This window comes from Rhodovulum marinum, from assembly GCF_004343075.1.
GTDB classification, from domain to species: Bacteria; Pseudomonadota; Alphaproteobacteria; order Rhodobacterales; family Rhodobacteraceae; genus Rhodovulum; species Rhodovulum marinum.
Genome location: NZ_SLXP01000002.1, coordinates 156878 through 175887, shown reverse-complemented (window position 1 = coordinate 175887; position 19010 = coordinate 156878). Strand labels below are relative to the sequence as shown.

17 protein-coding genes are annotated in these 19010 nt (G+C 69.2%); 6 read left to right on the top strand and 11 right to left on the bottom strand.

From position 1 onward, the window contains the following. Positions 1-2 precede the first annotated feature (2 nt). The 6 genes from EV662_RS03925 to kynU all read right to left on the bottom strand — a co-directional run bounded on the left by EV662_RS03925 (position 3) and on the right by kynU (position 7831). Complete coding sequence (locus EV662_RS03925; protein WP_132460841.1) at positions 3-1454, bottom strand: DEAD/DEAH box helicase; 1452 nt, start codon at positions 1452-1454, stop codon at positions 3-5. A 153-nt stretch (positions 1455-1607) separates the two neighbouring features. Beyond that, positions 1608-2201 (bottom strand): exopolysaccharide biosynthesis protein, encoded by a 594-nt coding sequence (locus EV662_RS03920; RefSeq protein ID WP_132460840.1) that lies wholly within the window; start codon positions 2199-2201, stop codon positions 1608-1610. A gap of 117 nt (positions 2202-2318) precedes the next feature. Next, the gene (locus tag EV662_RS03915) at positions 2319-2792 is read right to left on the bottom strand and encodes a DUF6869 domain-containing protein (RefSeq protein ID WP_132460839.1); all 474 of its coding nucleotides are present in this window, start codon (positions 2790-2792) and stop codon (positions 2319-2321) included. An 85-nt stretch (positions 2793-2877) separates the two neighbouring features. Continuing rightward, entirely contained in the window at positions 2878-5976 is a 3099-nt protein-coding gene (locus tag EV662_RS03910) for a Hint domain-containing protein (RefSeq protein WP_132460838.1), read from the bottom strand. Between the two features lie 203 nt (positions 5977-6179). Continuing rightward, the gene (locus EV662_RS03905; RefSeq protein ID WP_132460837.1) at positions 6180-6680 is read right to left on the bottom strand and encodes a GNAT family N-acetyltransferase; all 501 of its coding nucleotides are present in this window, start codon (positions 6678-6680) and stop codon (positions 6180-6182) included. Continuing rightward, positions 6638-7831: a kynureninase gene (gene kynU, locus EV662_RS03900; protein WP_132460836.1), complete on the bottom strand. Its 1194-nt coding sequence runs from the start codon at positions 7829-7831 to the stop codon at positions 6638-6640. The genes EV662_RS03905 and kynU overlap by 43 nt, the downstream gene beginning before the upstream one ends. Positions 7832-8020: 189 nt before the next feature. Between kynU and EV662_RS03895 the strand changes: the two genes are divergently transcribed. The 4 genes from EV662_RS03895 to EV662_RS03880 all read left to right on the top strand — a co-directional run bounded on the left by EV662_RS03895 (position 8021) and on the right by EV662_RS03880 (position 13150). Continuing rightward, the gene (locus EV662_RS03895; protein WP_132460835.1) at positions 8021-8476 is read left to right on the top strand and encodes a methyltransferase family protein; all 456 of its coding nucleotides are present in this window, start codon (positions 8021-8023) and stop codon (positions 8474-8476) included. 128 nt (positions 8477-8604) lie between these two features. Further along, positions 8605-10179: a Re/Si-specific NAD(P)(+) transhydrogenase subunit alpha gene (locus EV662_RS03890; protein ID WP_132460834.1), complete on the top strand. Its 1575-nt coding sequence runs from the start codon at positions 8605-8607 to the stop codon at positions 10177-10179. 15 nt (positions 10180-10194) lie between these two features. Then, complete coding sequence (locus tag EV662_RS03885; protein WP_132460833.1) at positions 10195-11628, top strand: NAD(P)(+) transhydrogenase (Re/Si-specific) subunit beta; 1434 nt, start codon at positions 10195-10197, stop codon at positions 11626-11628. Positions 11629-11863: 235 nt separating this feature from the next. Beyond that, positions 11864-13150, top strand: a complete 1287-nt coding sequence (locus EV662_RS03880; protein ID WP_132460832.1) for a DUF3422 family protein — start codon at positions 11864-11866, stop codon at positions 13148-13150. Here the strand turns inward: EV662_RS03880 and EV662_RS03875 are convergent. After that, entirely contained in the window at positions 13083-14162 is a 1080-nt protein-coding gene (locus EV662_RS03875) for a YeeE/YedE family protein (protein ID WP_132460831.1), read from the bottom strand. The genes EV662_RS03880 and EV662_RS03875 overlap by 68 nt on opposite strands. 337 nt (positions 14163-14499) lie before the next feature. Here EV662_RS03875 and EV662_RS03870 point away from each other — a divergent pair, with 337 nt between their 5' ends. Both EV662_RS03870 and EV662_RS03865 read left to right on the top strand, forming a co-directional pair. Further along, entirely contained in the window at positions 14500-15666 is a 1167-nt protein-coding gene (locus EV662_RS03870) for a M20 aminoacylase family protein (protein ID WP_132460830.1), read from the top strand. Positions 15667-15769: 103 nt separating this feature from the next. Beyond that, positions 15770-16039 carry a hypothetical protein gene (locus tag EV662_RS03865; protein WP_132460829.1) on the top strand — a complete coding sequence of 90 codons (270 nt, stop codon included), beginning with the start codon at positions 15770-15772 and terminating at the stop codon, positions 16037-16039. A 19-nt stretch (positions 16040-16058) separates the two neighbouring features. On the opposite strand, the gene EV662_RS03860 is transcribed toward EV662_RS03865, so the two are convergent. The 4 genes from EV662_RS03860 to EV662_RS03845 are packed head-to-tail and all read right to left on the bottom strand — an operon-like array spanning position 16059 to position 18923. Further along, positions 16059-16763 carry an HAD family hydrolase gene (locus tag EV662_RS03860; protein ID WP_132460828.1) on the bottom strand — a complete coding sequence of 235 codons (705 nt, stop codon included), beginning with the start codon at positions 16761-16763 and terminating at the stop codon, positions 16059-16061. Next, entirely contained in the window at positions 16760-17425 is a 666-nt protein-coding gene (gene gph, locus EV662_RS03855) for a phosphoglycolate phosphatase (protein WP_165915510.1), read from the bottom strand. The genes EV662_RS03860 and gph overlap by 4 nt, the downstream gene beginning before the upstream one ends. Next, positions 17422-17979, bottom strand: coding sequence for a thioredoxin family protein (locus tag EV662_RS03850; protein WP_132460826.1), 558 nt, complete (start codon positions 17977-17979; stop codon positions 17422-17424). The genes gph and EV662_RS03850 overlap by 4 nt, the downstream gene beginning before the upstream one ends. Then, the gene (locus tag EV662_RS03845) at positions 17979-18923 is read right to left on the bottom strand and encodes an MBL fold metallo-hydrolase (RefSeq protein WP_207903586.1); all 945 of its coding nucleotides are present in this window, start codon (positions 18921-18923) and stop codon (positions 17979-17981) included. The genes EV662_RS03850 and EV662_RS03845 overlap by 1 nt, the downstream gene beginning before the upstream one ends. Positions 18924-19010: the final 87 nt, after the last annotated feature.

Genomic DNA, 19010 nt, shown 5'->3' with positions numbered 1-19010 from the left:
GTTCAGTCGGCGGTTTCCTCGGTGGTCTCGGGATCCGGTTTCGGCTTGAACGAGCGGGTCAGGAAGGCGGGCATGTGATCGCCCATGCCGACCACCGCGTCGTCGCGGCCCGATTTGCCGCCGCGCCGATTGCGCCCGCCCCGGTCCCGGTCCCGGTCCCGGTCGCGATCCCGCGGCGTGCGGGGGGCGGTCGGGGCGGGGTCGGCCGCGGTGTCGCGGGGCCGCGGCGCGGGGGCGGCGGGGGCCTCCTTGGCCGGTGCCGCGTCGTCCTGCACGTCCCGGTCGCGCCGCGCCTTGGCGCCGCCTTTCAGCGGGCTTTCGACGCGGGGGATTTCCTTTTCGACCAGGTCCTCGATCGCGGCCAGCCACTTTTCGTCATGCGGCACGCAGATCGTCAGCGCCTTGCCCAGCTTGCCCGCGCGCCCGGTCCGGCCGATCCGGTGGACGTAATCCTCGGCGTGGGAGGGCACGTCATAGTTGAACACGTGGGACACGTCGGGAATGTCCAGCCCCCGCGCGGCCACGTCGGAGGCGATGAGGAACCGCAGCGATCCGTCGCGGAACGCGGCCAGCGTGCGCGTGCGCTGCGACTGGTCCAGGTCGCCATGGATCGGCGCCGCGTCATAGCCGTATTTCTTCAGCGACTTGGCGACGATGTCGACCTCGGTCTTGCGATTGCAGAAGATGATCGCGTTCTTGCACTTCTCGCCCTCGCCGTCGATCAGCGCGCGCAGCAGCGCGCGTTTCTCGCTGGCCTGGCGGTCCTTGCGGGTGGCGGTGTATTTCACCACGCCCTGCTCGATGCTTTCGGCGGTGGTGGCGCGGCGCGCGACCTCGATCTTTTCCGGGGCCGACAGGAAGGTGTTGGTCACCCGCTCGATCTCGGGCGCCATGGTGGCGCTGAAGAACAGCGTCTGGCGGGTGAAGGGCGTCAGCTGGAAGATGCGCTCGATATCGGGGATGAACCCCATGTCCAGCATCCGGTCGGCCTCGTCCACCACCATGATCTGCACACCGGTCAAGAGCAGCTTGCCGCGCTCGAAATGGTCCAGCAGGCGGCCGGGGGTGGCGATCAGCACATCCACGCCCTTGTCGATCAGCGCGTCCTGTTCCTTGAACGACACGCCCCCGATCAACAAAGCCTTCGTCAGCTTGGTGTTCTTGGCATAGGTGTCGAAATTCGCGGCCACCTGGGCGGCCAGTTCCCGCGTGGGGGCCAGGACCAGGCTGCGCGGCATCCGGGCGCGCGCACGTCCCCGGCCCAGCAGCGTGATCATCGGCAGCACGAAACTGGCGGTCTTGCCGGTGCCGGTCTGGGCGATCCCCAGCACGTCACGCCCGGCCAGCGCGGGCGGGATGGCCCCGGCCTGGATCGGTGTGGGTTCGGTATAGCCCGCGTCGGTAACGGCGGAAAGCACCTTGGGGTCCAGCCCCAGATCGGCGAATGTGGTCATGAAGGTCCTTGGCGTGGTTGCGGCATGGAATGGCCGCTCTGAACCGCGCGGCCCGACCGGCCATATTGCCGGTCTCGTCTCTCGTGGTGCGGTCCATAGGCCATGGGGGCGTTTTCGTCAAGGTTGGCGCAGGGTGGCCGATGGCCGCGCCGGTCAAAGGAAGACCGACCAGATGAACAGGACCTCGGGCAAGAGCAGTGCATAACCCGCCAGCGCGATCAGCCCGTCGCGGGTGGACAGCGCCAGCCCCAGCACCAGCACGTGCAACGACAGAACGAAGGGCAGGCCGGGGATGAACCCCGCCACGAAGATCACCGCCCCCGTCACCATCAGGATCAGGGCGACGAGGCGGCTCATCACCAGGCTGTCGACCAGGATGGCCAGGCGCGGGGCCACCAGCGGGCGCAGCCACAGCGCGGCGGGTTGCGCGCGCGCGACCGATACCGCCAGCAGGTGCCCCGAGAACGTGACCCGGCCCAGGCGCGCGGGGATCCAAAGCGTCGTCTCGCCGGTCATCATCCGCCCGCCGATCAGGATCAGGAACACCGCGACGACCGCGGGCATGCCGGGCACCATGCCCACCGGCAGGATCAGGAAGGCCGACAGCATCATCAACAACGGCCCGAACCCGCGCGAGCCCATCGCCTCGATCACGTCGGCCACGCTGACCCGGTCGCGCGACAGGGCAAGCGCGCCAAGGTCTTCCAGCAGGGACGAGATGATCCAGTGGTCGTCGTCAGAGCTCATCGCGCGCGGATGTCCCGCCTTGCGCCGGGCCGCCGGCGGTTTCGGGGGGCACGGCTTGCGGCCACGCCCCCTCCAGATGTCGCCGCAGCGCGGCGTGAAATCAAGGGCGCCGGGGCGTCAGGCGGGCAGGGGGTCGCCGCGGTCGATATCCGGCCCGCTGCCGCGCGCGGCCCTGACCCGCGCCCACAACAGCGCCGGCCCCCCGTCCGGCGGCCAGACCCCCGACAGCGCAAAGCGCATCCGCGGGTTTTCCGCGGCCTCCGCCTCGATCCGGCCGATCACCGCCGCGCCGTTCCCGGCGATCAGGTCCTCCAGCGGCCCGGCGGCGAGAAAGGCCACCTCCTCGGCGGTTTCGCACCGGGCCAGACAGGCGAGAAATGCGTCGAAGGCCAGCGCGGGCGCCCCCTCGGCCAGCTCCGAGAACAGCGCATAAGTCCAGACCAGCGGATGCGCGGCGGGGTCGTCCGCCTCCATCGTGGCGCGCAGGAATTCCAGGTAAAGCGCGGCGAAACCGGCCAGGGCCAGGTCCTCGGCCGGGTCCGTGCGGCCCATGGCCCGGGCGATCAGGGGGCCGGGAATGGTATCGGTCATGGCGGGGCCCCCTTGGCGGCGGCGGGGCGGTACTTGCCCCCAACCCTGCCGCAGCCGCGCGCCGATGGCCAGCGCGTCGCGCCGGTCAATGCCCCGTGGTCAGCATCCGCGCCTCGAACCGCTTGAGGCAGGGCCGCGAGGTCGGGCCGAAGGCGCGGGGTTCGGCGCGCAGCTCGGGAAAGACCGCGAACAGCTCCTCGCGCGCGGGCGCCAGGATCGCGTCCAGCCCGACATGGCCGGGGTGAAAGCTTTCGGTGCGCGCGCCCTCGGCAAAGACGATCTCGTGGTGGTCGAACAGCAGGTGGATATAGGTCACCTCGCCGCCCTCTTCCTCCAGCACCTCGTGGTGATCGACCAGGTGTTTCGCGGGCACCAGCACCTGGTGATGCCCAAACAGAAGCTGCGCGCGGTAGCCTTCGTACAGGATGCGGTGCTGGGGCGAGACGACCAGGTCGCGGGCATTGTCGAACAGCCCCGCGCTGATCCGGATCGGGGCGAACCGGCCGGTTGCCCCGACCGTGCGCCGCCCGACCCAGCGCAGCGGTTGCGCGCCCCGGTCGGCGGTGATAACCATGTCGCCCGCGGCCAGTGTTTCGACCGGGCGTTCGCCCAGCGGCGTGCGGATGCGCGTGCCGGGCGTGAAACAGATAATCTGCTCGATCCCGGCGAAATTCACCACCGTCCCGTCGATCAGCCGCGCCGCACCCGACAGCCCGCCCGCGGCGTCGCCCGGGTTGGAATAGGTGATCGACCCCTTCTCCAGCAGGCCCCGGAAGTCCAGAACGTCGCCCGTGACCTCGTCGCCCTCGCCGCCGTCGATCGCGATGGTGCCCGCGCCCGCCTCGCCGTAATCGGCCACCAGGAACGTATCGTCGCCATCGCCGCCCGTGGCGGTGTCGCCCTCGGCCACCACCAGGGTGTCGTCGCCCGCGCCCCCCGCCATCAGGTCGCGCCCCGCGCCGCCCGTAAGCACGTCGTCGCCCGCCGCCTCCACCGGGGCCAGCAGGGCTGAACTCTCCAGCGATTCCACCGTCCCCGAGGGCCATGTCACCGTGCCCGCCAGCGTGTTGCCGCCCGCGTTCTCCCAATACCGCACCTCGACCGTATAGGTTTCGCCCGCGGTCAGGGTGACGGTGCCGCTGCGCGTGGTCGCGGCCTGGTGATAGTCGTTGTCCAGGTAGTCCAGCGCCGCGCCGCCCTCGTTCAGCACGCTGACCGGCGCGCCGTCCGCGTCGAAGACCTGCAGCGTCGACCCGTCATCCGAGGTCAGGCTGAAGGTGAAGGCGCCGCTTTCGGTCGGCGTCAGGGTCGAGGTCAGGATCACCCCGAAATCGTCCGGGTCGCCGCCCGTGCCGCGCGCCTCGTGGATCAGGGCGGCCACGTCGAACCCGTCGGTCGTGCCTTGCCCGGTCAACGTGCCCGCCTCGATCACGAAGGCCTGCCCGTCCGCCGAGGAGAAATCGTAATCGTATCCCCGCCACGCCCATGCCCCCGCCGCCGCCGAGACCCCGTCGCCGGTCAGCACGTCGTCGCCCGCGCCCCCGGTCAGCCTGTCGTCGCCGCCCAGCCCCGTCAGCGTGACCCCCGCCCCGGTGGCCGAGGCGTCCACGCTGTCATCCTGCCCGGTCAGGGTGACGGCCTCGATCTCGGAAAAGGCGACCGCGTTCGCCCCGTCGCCCAGGCTGCCCGCCCCGTCGCCCGAAAAGGCGCCCGTGATCGCGCTGGACAGCGCGTGGAAATCCAGCGTGTCGGCCCCGGCGCCGCCCTCGACCCTGTCCGCGCCGAACCCGTCGCCGTACAGGAACGTGTCGGCACCCGCCTCGCCATACAGCAGGTCGTCGCCCGCGCCGCCCTCGATCACGTCGTCCCCGCCCGCGATCGGCAGCGTGTCGAATTCCACGTCGCCGATCCACACGCCCGAGGCGCCGGTGCCCACGTTGGCGTATTGCACCTCGATCCGGGCGACCGGCCCCGCGATCTCGACCAGCACCGAGCCGCCCACCGCGTCGGTGGCATCCTGCGCGTCGTCCGCGGTGACGGTGGCGCCATCGACCGTGTCGCCGCCGCCCGCGGTCAGCGTGACCGCGACGGGGTTGCCTTCCGCGTCCCAGGCGCTGACCGTCACCTGGTCGCGGTGATCGTTCGGCTGCCAGTCCAGGTCGTTGATGCGGAACCGCACGTTCTCGACCGCGTCGGCCAGCCCCGCGCCGGTCTCGGCCGTGAAATCCATGGCCAGCGTCGCCACCCCGCCGGTGCTGCCCCAACTGGCCAGCAGCACGCTGGAATTGCCGCCAAAGCTTTCGCCCGCGGCGACGTATTGCGGATCGCCCGACAACTGGACGTAATCCAGCGTCGGCCCCCCGCTGAACGAGACCGCGACCCGCATGTCGCCGGTATCGGCGGTGAACCCGCCCGCGACATCCGTCCCGGCCGCGCCTGCCTCGGCCCAGGACAGCATTTCCGTGGCGGCGGTGGCGGCCGGACCATCGCCATGGATCGTGTCGTCGCCCGCGCCGCCCGCAATCGTGTCCGCCCCCGCGCCGCCATGGACGGTGTCGTCGCCCGCCCCGGCGGACACGCGATCGTCTCCGCCGCGCGCGTCGATCACGTCGCCCATGCCGCCCGGGCCCGTGCCGGTGCCGTCATCGACGCCGTCGCCCTCGGGGTCGCCCGCATAGGCCGCGTCGATCACGTCCGCCCCGGCGCCACCGTCGATCACCCGCGCCGGCTCGGCCATGGCATCGGCGAAGTCCAGGTAGTCGAAACCCGCATCGCCGCCCGCGACGTCGGGATTCGACTCGTAGCCCATCACCTCATAGCTGCGCCCCGGCACCAGGGGCCGTTCCGACAGCGTGTAATCCCCCGCCGCCGCGCCGCCCTCGACATCGAATTCCGCGATCTGAAAGACAATCCCGGTGACGGTATCGCGCACCGTCCAGACGATCTCGGCATCGACCGTGGTGTCGGCCGAGACGGCGCCGCCCACCGCGACCGTCGCGCGCGCGGTCTCGCCACCGGCCGAATCGTCGTCCAGCGTCCTGCCCTGGGCGCCGGTTTCCATGTCGGTGATCGTGGCGCTGCCGTCGAAGGCGGCCGGCCCCGTCCAGGTGAACCGGCCGCCGACCGTCGTGGGGATCAGCCCGCCCGGATCGGTCGAATAGAACCCGACAACGTAACTTGCCATACCTGCCTCCCGCGGACCTTTCTGGTCGCCGAGGGTCTTTCACGCGGACCGTTTCACTGCTCGGCCCCGCACCCGTTGGCAGCCGGACGCCGGGGCGGGCCGCGGCGCTTTTCCGCGGCCCGTTAAGGTTAATGAAAGGTAAAGCTGGCAGGTGCTTGGCCGGATCGTGGCGAAACTGCGGCTTTCGCCGCGCGGCGCTCGCCCTAAAGGACCAGTTCCATTCGGAAATTCGTCAGCGCGACGCCATTGCGGATCACGCTTTGGCGCGCGGTCTGGCGCCAGCCGTGCCGCGCGAAGAAGGGCCGGGCGATCAGGCTGGCCTCGGTCGTCAGCAGGTCCAGCCCGGCCGCCCGCGCCGCCTCGACGATCGCCCCGTGCAGCGCCGCGCCCACGCCGCGCCCCATCCGGTCGGGGGCGACATAGGCCAGGTCCACATGGCCGTCCCCGGCCAGCGCCATGAATCCGATCACCCGGCCGCGTTCCTCGGCCAGGATCGTGGTGCAGGCCAGCAGGCGCTCCTCCCAGCCGGGGGCGGGCGTGGCCGAGGGCGCCCAGGCGGCGCGTTCCTCGGGGCCATAGGCGGCCGCGGTGCCGCCATGCACCGCCGCGAAGAACACCGCATGGGCGGCCGCGCCGTCGCCGGGGCGCGCCCGGCGCAGGCTCAGGTCACGGCGGCGCGGATACGGTAGGCGGGGTCGTCCCACAGCCGATCCTCCATCACCTGGCCCAGGATCTCGGCCGCGCGCCGGATCTCGTCCTCGCCGATGTAAAGCGGCGCGATGCCGAAGCGCATGATGTCGGGCGCGCGGAAATCGCCGATCACGCCGCGCGCGATCAGCGCCTGCATCGCCGCGTAGCCTTCGGCGAACCGGAACGACACCTGGCTGCCGCGCAGGTCCGGGTCGCGCGGCGAGGCCAGCGCCAGGTCCGGACAGCGCGCCTCGACCTCGGCGATGAACAGCTCCGACAACGCGACCGACCGCGCCCGCAACGCCGCCATGTCGACGCCCTCCCAGATATCCAGCGCGGCCTCCAGCGCGGCCATCTGCAGCACCGGCGGCGTGCCCACCCGCATCCGCGCGATGCCCTCGCCGGGCCGGTAGGCCGGTTCGAACGCAAACGGCGCGGCATGGCCCAGCCAGCCCGACAGGGCCGGGCGCGCGGCGGCCTGGTGGCGCGGGGCGACATAGACAAAGGCCGGCGCGCCGGGGCCAGCATTGAGGTATTTATAGGTGCAGCCGGCCGCGAAATCGGCCCCCGCGCCGGCCAGGTCCACCGGAATCGCCCCCGCCGAATGCGCCAGGTCCCAGACCGTCAGCGCGCCCGCCTCGTGGGCCGCGCGTGTCAGCCGGGCCATGTCGTGGCGCCGCCCGGTGCGGTAATCGACCTCGGTCAGCATCAGCACCGCCACGTCCGGGCCGATCCGGTCCTCCACCGCCTCGGGCGCGACCGTCACCAGTTCATGCCCGCGCCCCAGCGCCCCGATCAGCCCCTCGGCCATGTAAAGATCGGTCGGGAAGTTCCCGCTATCGCTGAGAATGACCCGCCTGTCCGGCCGCATCTCCAGCGCCGCGGCCAGCGCTTGGTAGACCTTGATCGACAGCGTGTCGCCGATCACGACGCTGCCCGGCTCGGCCCCCACCAGACGCCCGATCCGGTCGCCCAGCCGACCGGGTTGTGCCATCCATCCCGCGCCGTTCCAGCCGCCGATCAGCATCGCGCCCCATTCCTCGCGGACACAGCGCGCCACCCGGTCGGCGGCGGCGCCGGGCAGCGGGCCCAGCGAATTGCCGTCCAGGTAGATCACCCCCTCGGGCAGGTCGAACAGCGCGCGCGTCGCGGCGAAATCGGTCATCGCACTTCCCTTTTCGCGCCAGCCTTGCCCGGCCGCCATGGCGCGCGCAAGGGGCGTTCTGTCCTTGATCGGGCCGCCCGCCCGGGCATAAGGAAGGCGCCCGCTGGCGCGCGGGCGCGTCCCGTCCAGCGCGCGACGGCGCGAAACCGCGACACTGTTGCAGAGGCGCCGCAGAGGCGAAGAGGTGCGATGAAACGGCTCTTTCATTATGTCGAACTGCCGCCCGTGTGGCTGGCGCTTTTCGCGGGGCTGGCCTGGCTCCAGGCCCGCGTCCTGCCGCTGGACGTCACCGGGCGTGTGGGCGACGCGATCGGCACCGGGCTGGTCGGCGCGGGGCTGGCCGTGTCGGGCTGGGCGGCGCTGCATTTCGTGCTGGAGCGGACCTCGCTGATCCCGCGCGAACGCCCGGACAAGCTTGTAACCACAGGGCTTTACCGGTTTTCGCGCAACCCGATCTACCTGGCCGACGCCGCGATCCTGCTGGGGCTGATCCTGATCTGGGACGCGCTGCCCAGCCTGGTCCTGCTGCCGGTGTTCATCAAGGTGATCGAGTGGCGATTCATCCGCCGCGAAGAGGCGCTGATCCGCGCGCATTTCGGCGCCGCCTTCGATGCCTACTGCGCGCGCGTGCGCCGTTGGCTGTGATACGACCAAAGGCTACGTTTCGGAATCCTTGGCGATCCGCTTGTGAAACTTAATTACGCGGTGGTAAGAGACTGCGACCTGACGCGGGGCCCCCGGGGCCCCGTCGCCTGAAAGAGGGGACAGACAACGTGAAGATCGGCGCACCGAAGGAGATTTTCGAGGGCGAGGCCCGCGTGGCCATGACCCCCGACAGCGCGGCCCAGCTGCAAAAGCTGGGCTATACCTGCCTGATCGAGACCGGCGCGGGCGAAAAGGCGGGATTCGCCGATTCCGCCTACGAGGCCGCCGGGGTCGAGGTCGTGCATTCCGCCGCCGCGCTGTGGCAGGCGGCAGACATCGTGGTCAAGGTCCGCGAACCGTCCGCGGCCGAGGCCGACCACCTGCGCCGCGGCCAGACGCTGATCAGCTTCTTCTGGCCCGCCCAGAACGAGGCGCTGCTGGAGAAATGCAAGGAAAAGGGCGCCAACGTCCTGGCCATGGACATGGTGCCGCGCATTTCCCGCGCGCAGAAGATGGACGCGCTGTCCTCGATGGCCAACATCGCCGGCTATCGCGCGGTGATCGAGGCGGGCAACAATTTCGGACGCTTCTTCACCGGCCAGGTGACCGCCGCCGGCAAGGTGCCTCCGGCCAAGGTGCTGGTCGTGGGCGCCGGTGTGGCCGGCCTTGCCGCCATCGGCACCGCGACCTCGCTGGGCGCGATCACGCTGGCCTTCGACGTGCGCCCCGAGGTGGCCGAACAGATCGAATCCATGGGCGCCGAATTCGTCTACCTGGATTTCGAGGACACCACCCAGGACGGCGCCGCCACGGGCGGGTACGCCGCACCGTCCTCGCCTGAATTCCGGGAAAAGCAGCTGGAGAAATTCCGCGAGCTGGCCCCCGACATGGACATCGTCATCACCACCGCGCTGATCCCCGGCCGCCCGGCGCCCAAGCTGTGGACCGAGGACATGGTCGCGGCGATGAAGCCCGGTTCGGTGATCGTGGACCTCGCCGCCGAAAAGGGCGGCAACTGCGACCTCACGGTGCCCGAGAAGAAGATCGTCACCGAGAACGGCGTGACCATCGTCGGCTATACCGACTTCCCCAGCCGGATGGCGACGCAATCCTCGACGCTGTATTCCACCAACATCCGCCACATGATGACCGACCTGACGCCCGAAAAGGACGGCCATGTCGTGCACAACATGGAGGATGACGTGATCCGCGGCGCGACCGTCACCTACCAGGGCGAGATCACCTTCCCGCCGCCGCCGCCCAAGGTAAAGGCGATCGCGGCCGCGCCGAAGAAGGAAAAGCCCAAGGAACTGACGCCCGAAGAGAAAAGGGCGCAGGAAATCGCGGCCTTCCGGAAACAGACGATCACCCAGGTCGGTCTGCTGGGCGCGGGCGGCGCGCTGCTTCTGGGCGTGGGGCTGGTGGCGCCCGCCAGCTTCATGCAGCACTTCATCGTGTTCGTGCTGGCGGTCTTCGTCGGCTTCCAGGTGATCTGGAACGTGTCGCACTCGCTGCACACGCCGCTTATGGCGATCACCAACGCCATCTCGTCGATCATCATCCTGGGCGCCTTGATGCAGATCGGGTCCGGCTCGGTGCTGGTGATCCTGCTGGCCGCGCTCGCGGTGTTCATGGCCGGGATCAACATCTTCGGCGGGTTCCTCGTGACGCGGCGCATGCTCGCCATGTTCCAGAAATCGTAAAGAAGGGTGGGGACAATGGATTTCGGTTTCACCACAGCGGCCTACGTGGTCGCGGCGGTTCTCTTCATCCTCGCTCTCGGCGGGCTTTCGGGACAGGAAAGCGCCAAGCGCGCGATCTGGTACGGCATCGTGGGCATGGCGCTTGCGGTGGTCGCGACCCTGATCGGGCCGGGGCAGGGGCTTTGGGTGCTGTCGCTCGTGATGATCGCGGGCGGCGCGGCGATCGGCTATCAGCTGGCCACGCGGGTGCAGATGACCCAGATGCCCGAGCTTGTGGCGATCATGCACTCGCTGGTCGGCCTTGCGGCGGTGTTCGTCGGCTTCAACGCCGATTTCGAACTGAACCGCGTGCTGGCGATGGACGACACCGCCAAATCGGCGCTGTCGGGGTTCGCCGCGCTTCTGGCCAAGAAGACGCCGGTGGAAATCGGCATCCTGCGCGTCGAACTGGTGCTGGGCATCTGGATCGGGGCGGTGACCTTCACCGGCTCGGTGATCGCCTATGGCAAGCTGGCGGGCAAGGTGAACTCGGCCGCGAAAAAGCTGCCCGGCGGGCATATCCTGAACGCGGCGGCCGCGGCGGGCTCTCTGCTGCTGGCGGTGTGGTACTTCCAGGGCGGCGGCTTCGTCGCGCTGTTCCTGATGACGCTGCTCGCGCTGTTCATCGGCTATCACCTGATCATGGGCATCGGCGGCGCCGACATGCCGGTCGTGGTCTCGATGCTGAACTCCTACTCGGGCTGGGCCGCGGCGGCGATCGGCTTCTCCTTGGGCAATGACCTGCTGATCGTGGTCGGCGCGCTGGTCGGCTCTTCGGGGGCGATCCTGTCCTACATCATGTGCAAGGCGATGAACCGCCGGTTCGTCAGCGTGATCCTGGGCGGCTTCGGCGGCACCGGCGGCCCCGCGGCGGCGGTCGAGGGCGAGATGATCGCCATCGATGCCGACGGTGTGGCCGCGGCGCTGGACGACGCCGACAGCGTCATCATCGTGCCGGGCTATGGCATGGCCGTGGCCCAGGCGCAGAACGCGGTGTCCGCGCTGACCGAGCGTCTGCGCAAGCAGGGCAAGACCGTGCGCTTCGCCATCCACCCGGTGGCCGGGCGCCTGCCCGGGCACATGAACGTGCTGCTGGCCGAGGCCAAGGTGCCCTACGACATCGTGCTGGAGATGGACGAGATCAACGACGATTTCCCCTCGACCGACGTGGTGATCGTCATCGGCTCGAACGACATCGTGAACCCGGCCGCGCAGGATGACCCGAACTCGCCCATCGCCGGCATGCCGGTGCTGGAAGTGTGGAAGGCCAAGCAGGTCTTCGTGTCGAAACGCGGCCAGGGCACGGGCTATTCGGGCATCGAGAACCCGCTGTTCTACAAGGACAACACGCGGATGTTCTATGGCGACGCCAAGGACAGCCTGGAAAAGCTGCTCGCGCAGATGCGCTAGGCCGTCCCGCGCCGACAACGAAACGCCCCGCCCGACCGGCGGGGCGTTTTGCGTTCCGGCCGCGCATCGAAAGGAGCGCCTTCGGCGCACGCCTTCTGGCACTGCGTGCGGATTGGCGCCCGGGGGCGGCCGGTGTGCGCGCGCCCCGCGTGGGGAGTGCGCCCCTGCCGCGTTTACATTCGGGTGTCATGCGCTAGAGCTAAATCAGACGCCCGAGACAGCGAAAGCCGCACCCATGGCCCCGATCGAAGACCACCCGCTGCGCTACATGCTCACCAACGAGCTGCATGCGCGCCCGTTTCCCGAACTTCAGACGCCGTGCCACGCGGCGTTCCTGGCGATCAAGCCGCCGCGCGATGCGATCAACCGGGACCGCGACGCGGACCGGACGCATCTGCTGGACCTTCTGGACCGGTTCGGCGCCCAGCACCCCAAGCCCGGCGACACGCATTTCTTCGGGCCGATGGGCCGCTACAAGATCAAGTGGGAAAGCCACGCGGAATTCGTGACCTACACGATCTTCGCCCCCGGCGTGGCCGAGCGCCCCTTCGACCCCGCCGCCTGGGAGGTGTTCCCCGAGGACTGGCTGGAAAAGGCGCCCGGCTCGCGGCTGACCTCGGCGCTGATCCGGGTCGAGCAGCTGAAGGAGGGGCGCGAGGATATCGGCGACCTTCTGGCCGAGTGGTTCGTCGCCGACAGCCTGTGCGCCTCGTCGATCCTGGACGATGCGGGCATCATGGCGACCGATTTCCGGATCGACCCGGGAGGGCACATGCGCTTCGCCGTTTTCGCGCGCCCCGGCACCGGGCAGCGCCGCGTGGGCCGCATCGTCCAGCGCCTGACCGAGATCGAGACCTACAAGGCGATGTCGATGCTGGGCCTGCCGCGCGCGCGGCAACTGTCGGCGCGGCTGGCGGAACTCGACCCGCAGCTGACCGAACTGGTGGGCGAGATGAAGGTGGGCCACCGGATCCCCGAAGAGACCCTGCGCAATCTTCTGGCGGTTTCGGCGGAACTGGAAAGCCTGCTGGCCCAGACCGCGTTCCGCTTCTCGGCCACCTCGGCCTACGAGGCGCTGGTCAACCAGCGCATCGAGGTGTTGCGCGAGGAACGTTTCGGCCACCGGCAGACCTTCCGCGAATTCATGATGCGCCGCTACGAACCCTCGATGCGCACCGTGAAATCCACCGAGGCCCAGCTGGACAGCATGACCCGCCGCGCGGTCCGCGCCGCGAACCTGTTGCGCACCCAGGTCGACGTGGAACGCTCGGCCCAGAACCAGAAGCTTCTCGAAAGCATGGACAAGCGGGCCGATCTGCAGCTGCGCCTGCAGCGCACGGTCGAGGGGCTGTCGGTCGTCGCGATCAGCTATTACGCGGTCAGCCTGGTGTCCTACATGGTCTATCCGCTGGCCGAGGCGCTTGCGGTTTCCAAGGGGATGCTGACCGCGTTGCTTACGCCCTTTGTCGTGCTGGGTGTCTGGGCGATGGTGCGATCGATCCGCCGCGGGATGGAGCACTGAGGGCAGCCTCCATCGCGCGCCCGCCCGCCGCGATGGCCCCCAGCGCCAGGATCGCCGACAGGCCCAGCGTCGGGATGCCCGCCAGCCCCGCGCCCACGGTGCAGCCCCCCGCCAGCACGCCGCCCACGCCCATGAGCGCCGCGCCGCCCAGGTAACGCCCGGTCTGCGCGGGGCCGTCAAAGCTTTGCCAGCGGAACCGCCCCGCGGCCAGCGAGGCCACCAGCGCCCCCGCGATCACCCCGCCGATCAGCCCCACGCCAAAGCCGGGCTGAATCGCGCTCGCGGCGACCGACCAGAACAGCGTGTCGGCGGCGGGCGCGGTAAAGGACAGGCTTTCCAGCGCGATCGGGTCGAACTCGTCGAACAGAACGAACCCCGTGCCGACCCAGCCCGCCGGCACCAACAGGCCCAGAAGCGCCGCCAGCGCCAGCTTGCCCCGCGCCGCCCCCGAACAGCACGCGAGCGCCGCAGCGCCGGCCGCCAGTACCAGCGCCCACAGGGCCGCGTGGCCGGGCAGGGCGGCGATGCCCCATTCTCCCACCGGCAGCGTGACCTGACCCGCCGCCACCCGTACCGGCGCCAGCACGCCCTTCAGCGTCGCATGCGCCACCACGGCAAAGACCACCAGCACCAGCGCCGCGCGCAGGTTGCCCGACCCGGTCAGCACCGTCAGCCGCGACACGCAACCCCGCGTCAGCACCATGCCCGCGCCGAACATCAGCCCACCGGCCAGGATCGCCAGCACCGGCAGGTCGGCGCCCCAGAACCGGTGCCCGTCGAAGGAAATTAGCCCCGCCGCCACCGCGCCCTGTGTGCCCAGGATCGCCGCGGCCAGCGCCGCCATCCAGATCCCCAGCGCGGGCTTGCGGTCCCCGGCCGGCCCCGCCACCGCGCGGCGAAAGCAGAACCCGGTGATCTCGGCCAGGATGCCGAACAACAGCCCCAGCCCCAGCCCGAAGAAGGGGGCCACCTGCGGCGGGGTCAGGGTGTCAAAGCCGAATGTCTCGAACATGGGCGCGCTCCTCGATGCGGGTCTCGCGCCGACTTGCGCCGGGACCGCCCGCCGATCAAGCCCCGCACCCGGGCGCGGCCCCCCTGCGGCCGGAACCCGGTTCGCCGCCGCGCGCCGCACCGGGAACGCGCGTTCCGCCCCCGCGATGGCCGCGGATCGCCGTACCGACCGCGCCCCCGCGCCCCGCACGGACGTTCTTTTTCGCCGGATCCTCCCGCCAGCATCACATCCGCGCGGGCCCGCTTGACCTTCGCCGGTCCGGGCCCCACCCTGCGCCCAGGTGGCCGGCCCGCTTTCCCCGCGCGCCTTGCGTGACCACCCCAAGGAGTGACCCCGAATGCCCGTCAAGAACCGCCTGGCCGAGCTGCAGGACGAGATCGCCGAATGGCGCCGCGACATCCACGCCCACCCCGAACTGATGTACGACCTGCCGCGCACCTCTGCCCTCGTGGCGGATAAGCTGCGCACCTTCGGCTGCGACGAGGTGGTCGAGGGGATCGGGCGCAGCGGTGTCGTGGGCGTGATCCGGGGCCGCACCGACACCAGGGGCCGGGCGATCGGGCTGCGCGCCGACATGGACGCCCTGCCCATCACCGAGGCGACCGGGCTGCCCTATGCCAGCACGCATCCCGGCAAGATGCATGCCTGCGGCCATGACGGGCATACCGCGATGCTGCTGGGGGCGGCGAAATACCTGGCCGAGACACGCAATTTCGACGGCACCGCCGTGGTCATCTTCCAGCCTGCCGAAGAGGGCGGCGCGGGGGGCAAGGCCATGGTCGAGGACGGTCTGATGGACCGCTTCGGTATCGACGAGGTCTATGGCATGCACAACATGCCGGGGCTTCCCGTGGGCAGCTTCGCGATCCGCCCCGGCCCGATCATGGCCGCCACCGACGAATTCGACATCGTGGTGACCGGCAAGGGCGGGCATGCCGCGAAACCCCATGACTGCATCGACACCACTCTGGTGGCGTCCCACATCGTCGTCGCCCTGCAATCCATCGCCTCGCGCAATATCGACCCGCTGAAACAGGTGGTCGTCTCGGTCTGCACCTTCCGCACCGATTCCCAGGCGCATAACGTCATTCCCCAGACCGTGCTGCTGAAAGGCACCGTCCGCACGCTGGAGGAGGACGTCCGCGACCTGGCCGAGGACCGCGTCAAGGCCATCGCCCAGGCCACCGCCGCGGCCTTTGGCGCGCGGGTGCAGATCGACTATCGCCGCGGCTATCCCGTCACCCGCAACGCCCCCGACCAGACCGGGTTCGCGGCCAGCGTGGCCGAGGCGATCTCGGGTCAGCCCACCCCCGACACCGCGCCGATGATGGGGGGCGAGGATTTCAGCTACATGCTGAACGAACGCCCCGGGGCCTATATCTTCGTGGGCAACGGCGACACGGCCATGGTCCACCACCCCGAATACAATTTCTCGGACGACGCGATCCCCTTCGGCTGTTCGTGGTTCGCCGGCATGGTCGAATCGCGCCTGCCCACGGCCTGACAGCCCACGCCGCCCCCTGCGCGATTCGCGCACCTTCCGCGCGGGGGCGCGCTGATGTACCCTGATGCGCAATCGGGCAGGGCAAAGGCGAAAGGAAACCCCCATGGCAGCCAAGACCGACAGCCGCTTCATCCAGAGCGTCGCCCCCTTCGACTACGTGATGAGCGATTACACCTGGGATCTCTCGAAAAGCAGCGCGACGCCGTTCTCGGATTTCTTCGGGCTTCCGATGGTCTCGCGCAAGGCCTCGACGACCGAGTTGAACACCGACTGGCCGACGCCGCTGTCGTCGTTCATGTACATCCCGATGATCTCGCGCCGCAAACCCAGGATGCGGCTGCGCACCGGCAAGCGGTTCCTGTCGCTGCGCTAGGGGCCGCGCCGCCGGGCCCTCAGTGGCCCAGCAGCACCGCCCGCAGGATCGGCGGCCAGTCGGGGCGCGCCAGCGACGGCACGCAATGGGCCGCGCCCCCGAACGCCTCGTGGTCGGTATAGGCACTTGGCGTCACGATCACCGCCAGCCCCGCCCGCGTGGCCGAAACCAGCCCGTTATGGCTGTCCTCGAAGGCGATGCACTCGCGCGGCGGCAGGCCAAGACGGGCCAGCGCCAGGCGATAGACATCGGGGGCGGGCTTCTTCGCCGCCACCTCGTCGCCCGCGGCGATCACGTCGAAAACCTGTTCGGCCGGCTTGCCCCAGCAACATTGCGTCAGCGCCTCGACATTGGGCCGGTTCGTCGTGGTCGCCACCGCCAGCCCCAGTTCCGCCTCGCGCGCCAGCTCCACCAGCTCCGCAACCCCCGGCCGCAGCGCCAGCCCGCCCGACGCCAGGATCTCGCCATAGCGCGCGGTCTTTTCGGCATGCAGCGCCGCGATCTCGTCGTCGGACAACCGGCGCGCGCCCTCGGGCAACTCCGCCTGAAAGGCGCGCATCCGCTCCTTGCCGCCCGTGGTGGCCAGCAGGCGGCGATAGTCCGCGCGGTCCCAGTGCCAGTCCAGGCCCCGGGCCGCGAAGGTTTCGTTAAAGGCCTGGCGATGCGCCTCCTCGGTTTCCGCCAGCGTGCCGTCGACGTCGAAGATCAGGGCCTTCAGCGTCATCGCAGCTCGTCGGCCAGCCGCGCGACGATCGCCACCAGCACGTCGAAATCGGAAAACCGCGCATCCTGCGGAATGTCGTCCACGTCCTCGGCCTTGTGATAGCCCTCGGTGAACAGGGCAAACCGCATCCCCGCCTTCCAGGCGCATTCCGCGTCGATCTCGCTGTCGCCCACGTAAACGGCCACATCCGCGCCCAGCCGGTCCTTGGCCGCCAGCGCCATCGCCGGATCGGGCTTGTTGACCTCCAGCGTGTCGCCGCCGACCACCGCGCCGAAGAACCCGTCGATGCCAAAGGCCTTCAGGATGTCGCGGCTCGGCCCCTCGGGCTTGTTGGTGCACACGCCCATCGCCCAGCCCTCGTCGCGGAACTGCTCCAGCGCATCCGGGACGCCCGGATACAGCGTGGTCAGCGTTGCCGGGTCGGCCTCGTAATGCTTCAGGAACGTCTCAAGCATGGCGCCATGACGCGACGCATCCAGCCCGCGCGCCTCGATCACGCGCTCGATCAGCACCTTGACTCCGTTGCCGATGAAACTGCGGACGGTGGCCAGATCCAGTTCGCCATCGCCGGTCTCGGCCAGCGTCTTGTTCACGGCGGCATGGATATCGGGCGCGCTGTCGATCAGCGTCCCGTCGAGGTCGAAGATGATGGCCTTCTTCACGCGGCGTCCTTCCATTTGATCGAGCAGCCCATCGACGGGATCTGCTCACGTGGTCCATGGCCGGTTTCGGCCACCAGTTTCATCGCCTCGTACAGGTCGCGGCGCAGGTCGGGCGGACCCGCCTCCTTGCGCGAGGCATCCAGCCGGCCGCGATACTGCAACCCCAGCCCGGCATCGAAGCCGAAGAAATCCGGGGTGCAGACGGCGTCATAGGCCCGCGCGACCGACTGGTCCTCGTCGTAGAGATACGGGAAGGGAAGGTCCAGTTCCCGCGCGATGCGTTTCATGTTGTCAAAGCTGTCATCGGGATAGGTGTCCGCGTCGTTCGAACTGATCGCCGCGACCCCGATGCCCATGGCCTGCAGGTCCTTCGCGTCGCGGATGATCCGGTCGCGCACCGCGATCACATAGGGGCAATGGTTGCAGATGAACATGATCAGCGTGCCGTTCAGCCCGCGCACGTCCTCCCGTGTCCAGGTTTTCCCGTCCGTGCCGGGCAACGCGAAATCCGGGGCCTTCCAGCCGAAATCGCAGATGGGGGTCGAAACGGCCATTATTCGAACTCCATTTCCGTATAGACGACGCCCGCGTTCTTGGTCGCCAGTTCCTCGAACGTGTCCAGGTGGGCATAGGGGCTTTGGTCGACATAATAGGCATCATCCAACGAACCGCCAGCATCCAGGTGGTCGCCGATCTTGCCGCGTAGATAGGTCAGGTAATCATGCGTGTAACGGCGCACCTGGGCCATGTTCGTCGGGTGCCCATGGCCCGGAATGACATACAGCGCGCCCAGCGGTTCGAACGCGGTTTCCCAGGTCTCGATCCAGCAGGACGTGCAGGTTTCGGCGAAAATCGGCGGCATGCGTTCGTGGAACGCCACGTCGCCCGCGATCACCAGCTTTTCCTCGGGCAGCCAGACCGAGATATCGCCCTCGGAATGGGCCGGGCCCAGGTACAGCACCTCGATCTTCATCCCGCCCATCTCGATGTCGTAACGGTCGGTGAAGGTGATGTTGGGGCCGATCGCCTCGGTGCCCTCGGCATTCTCGCGGGCGTATCGCTTCATCCCTTCGAGGATCTGAAAGGCGTTGTCCTCGAACACCTTCTTGGCCTCTTCATGGGCGAGGATATCCACCCCCTGCGCCGCCCAATAGCTGTTGCCCAGCATGGCGTGGCCCTGGCCGTTCTCGTTGATGACCAGTTTCACCGGCTGGTCGGTCACGGCCCTGATTTCATCATGCAGCGCCGCGGCCAGCTTCGCGTTGGCGCCGCCATTCACGACGATCACCCCGTCGCCGGTCACGATGAAGGACAGGTTGTTGTTGTGGCCCGCGTTTTCATAGGTCGGCGGCGCCGTCGCCCCGATCGCCGAAAAGACATGCGGGATCACCTCGACGGGCTTCGAATACAGCACCGATTGCGGGTATTGGTCGGGGATGTCCTCGCTGGCAAGCGCGGGTGCGGCCAGCAAGGCACAGAAAACTGCGTTGCGGATCATGCTTCGGGTCCTCCCTTGTGCCCGAAGCATAGTCACATTCATATCTGTAACGCCAGAGGTCAGGCCCGGTTCCGGGCCCCTCCGCCG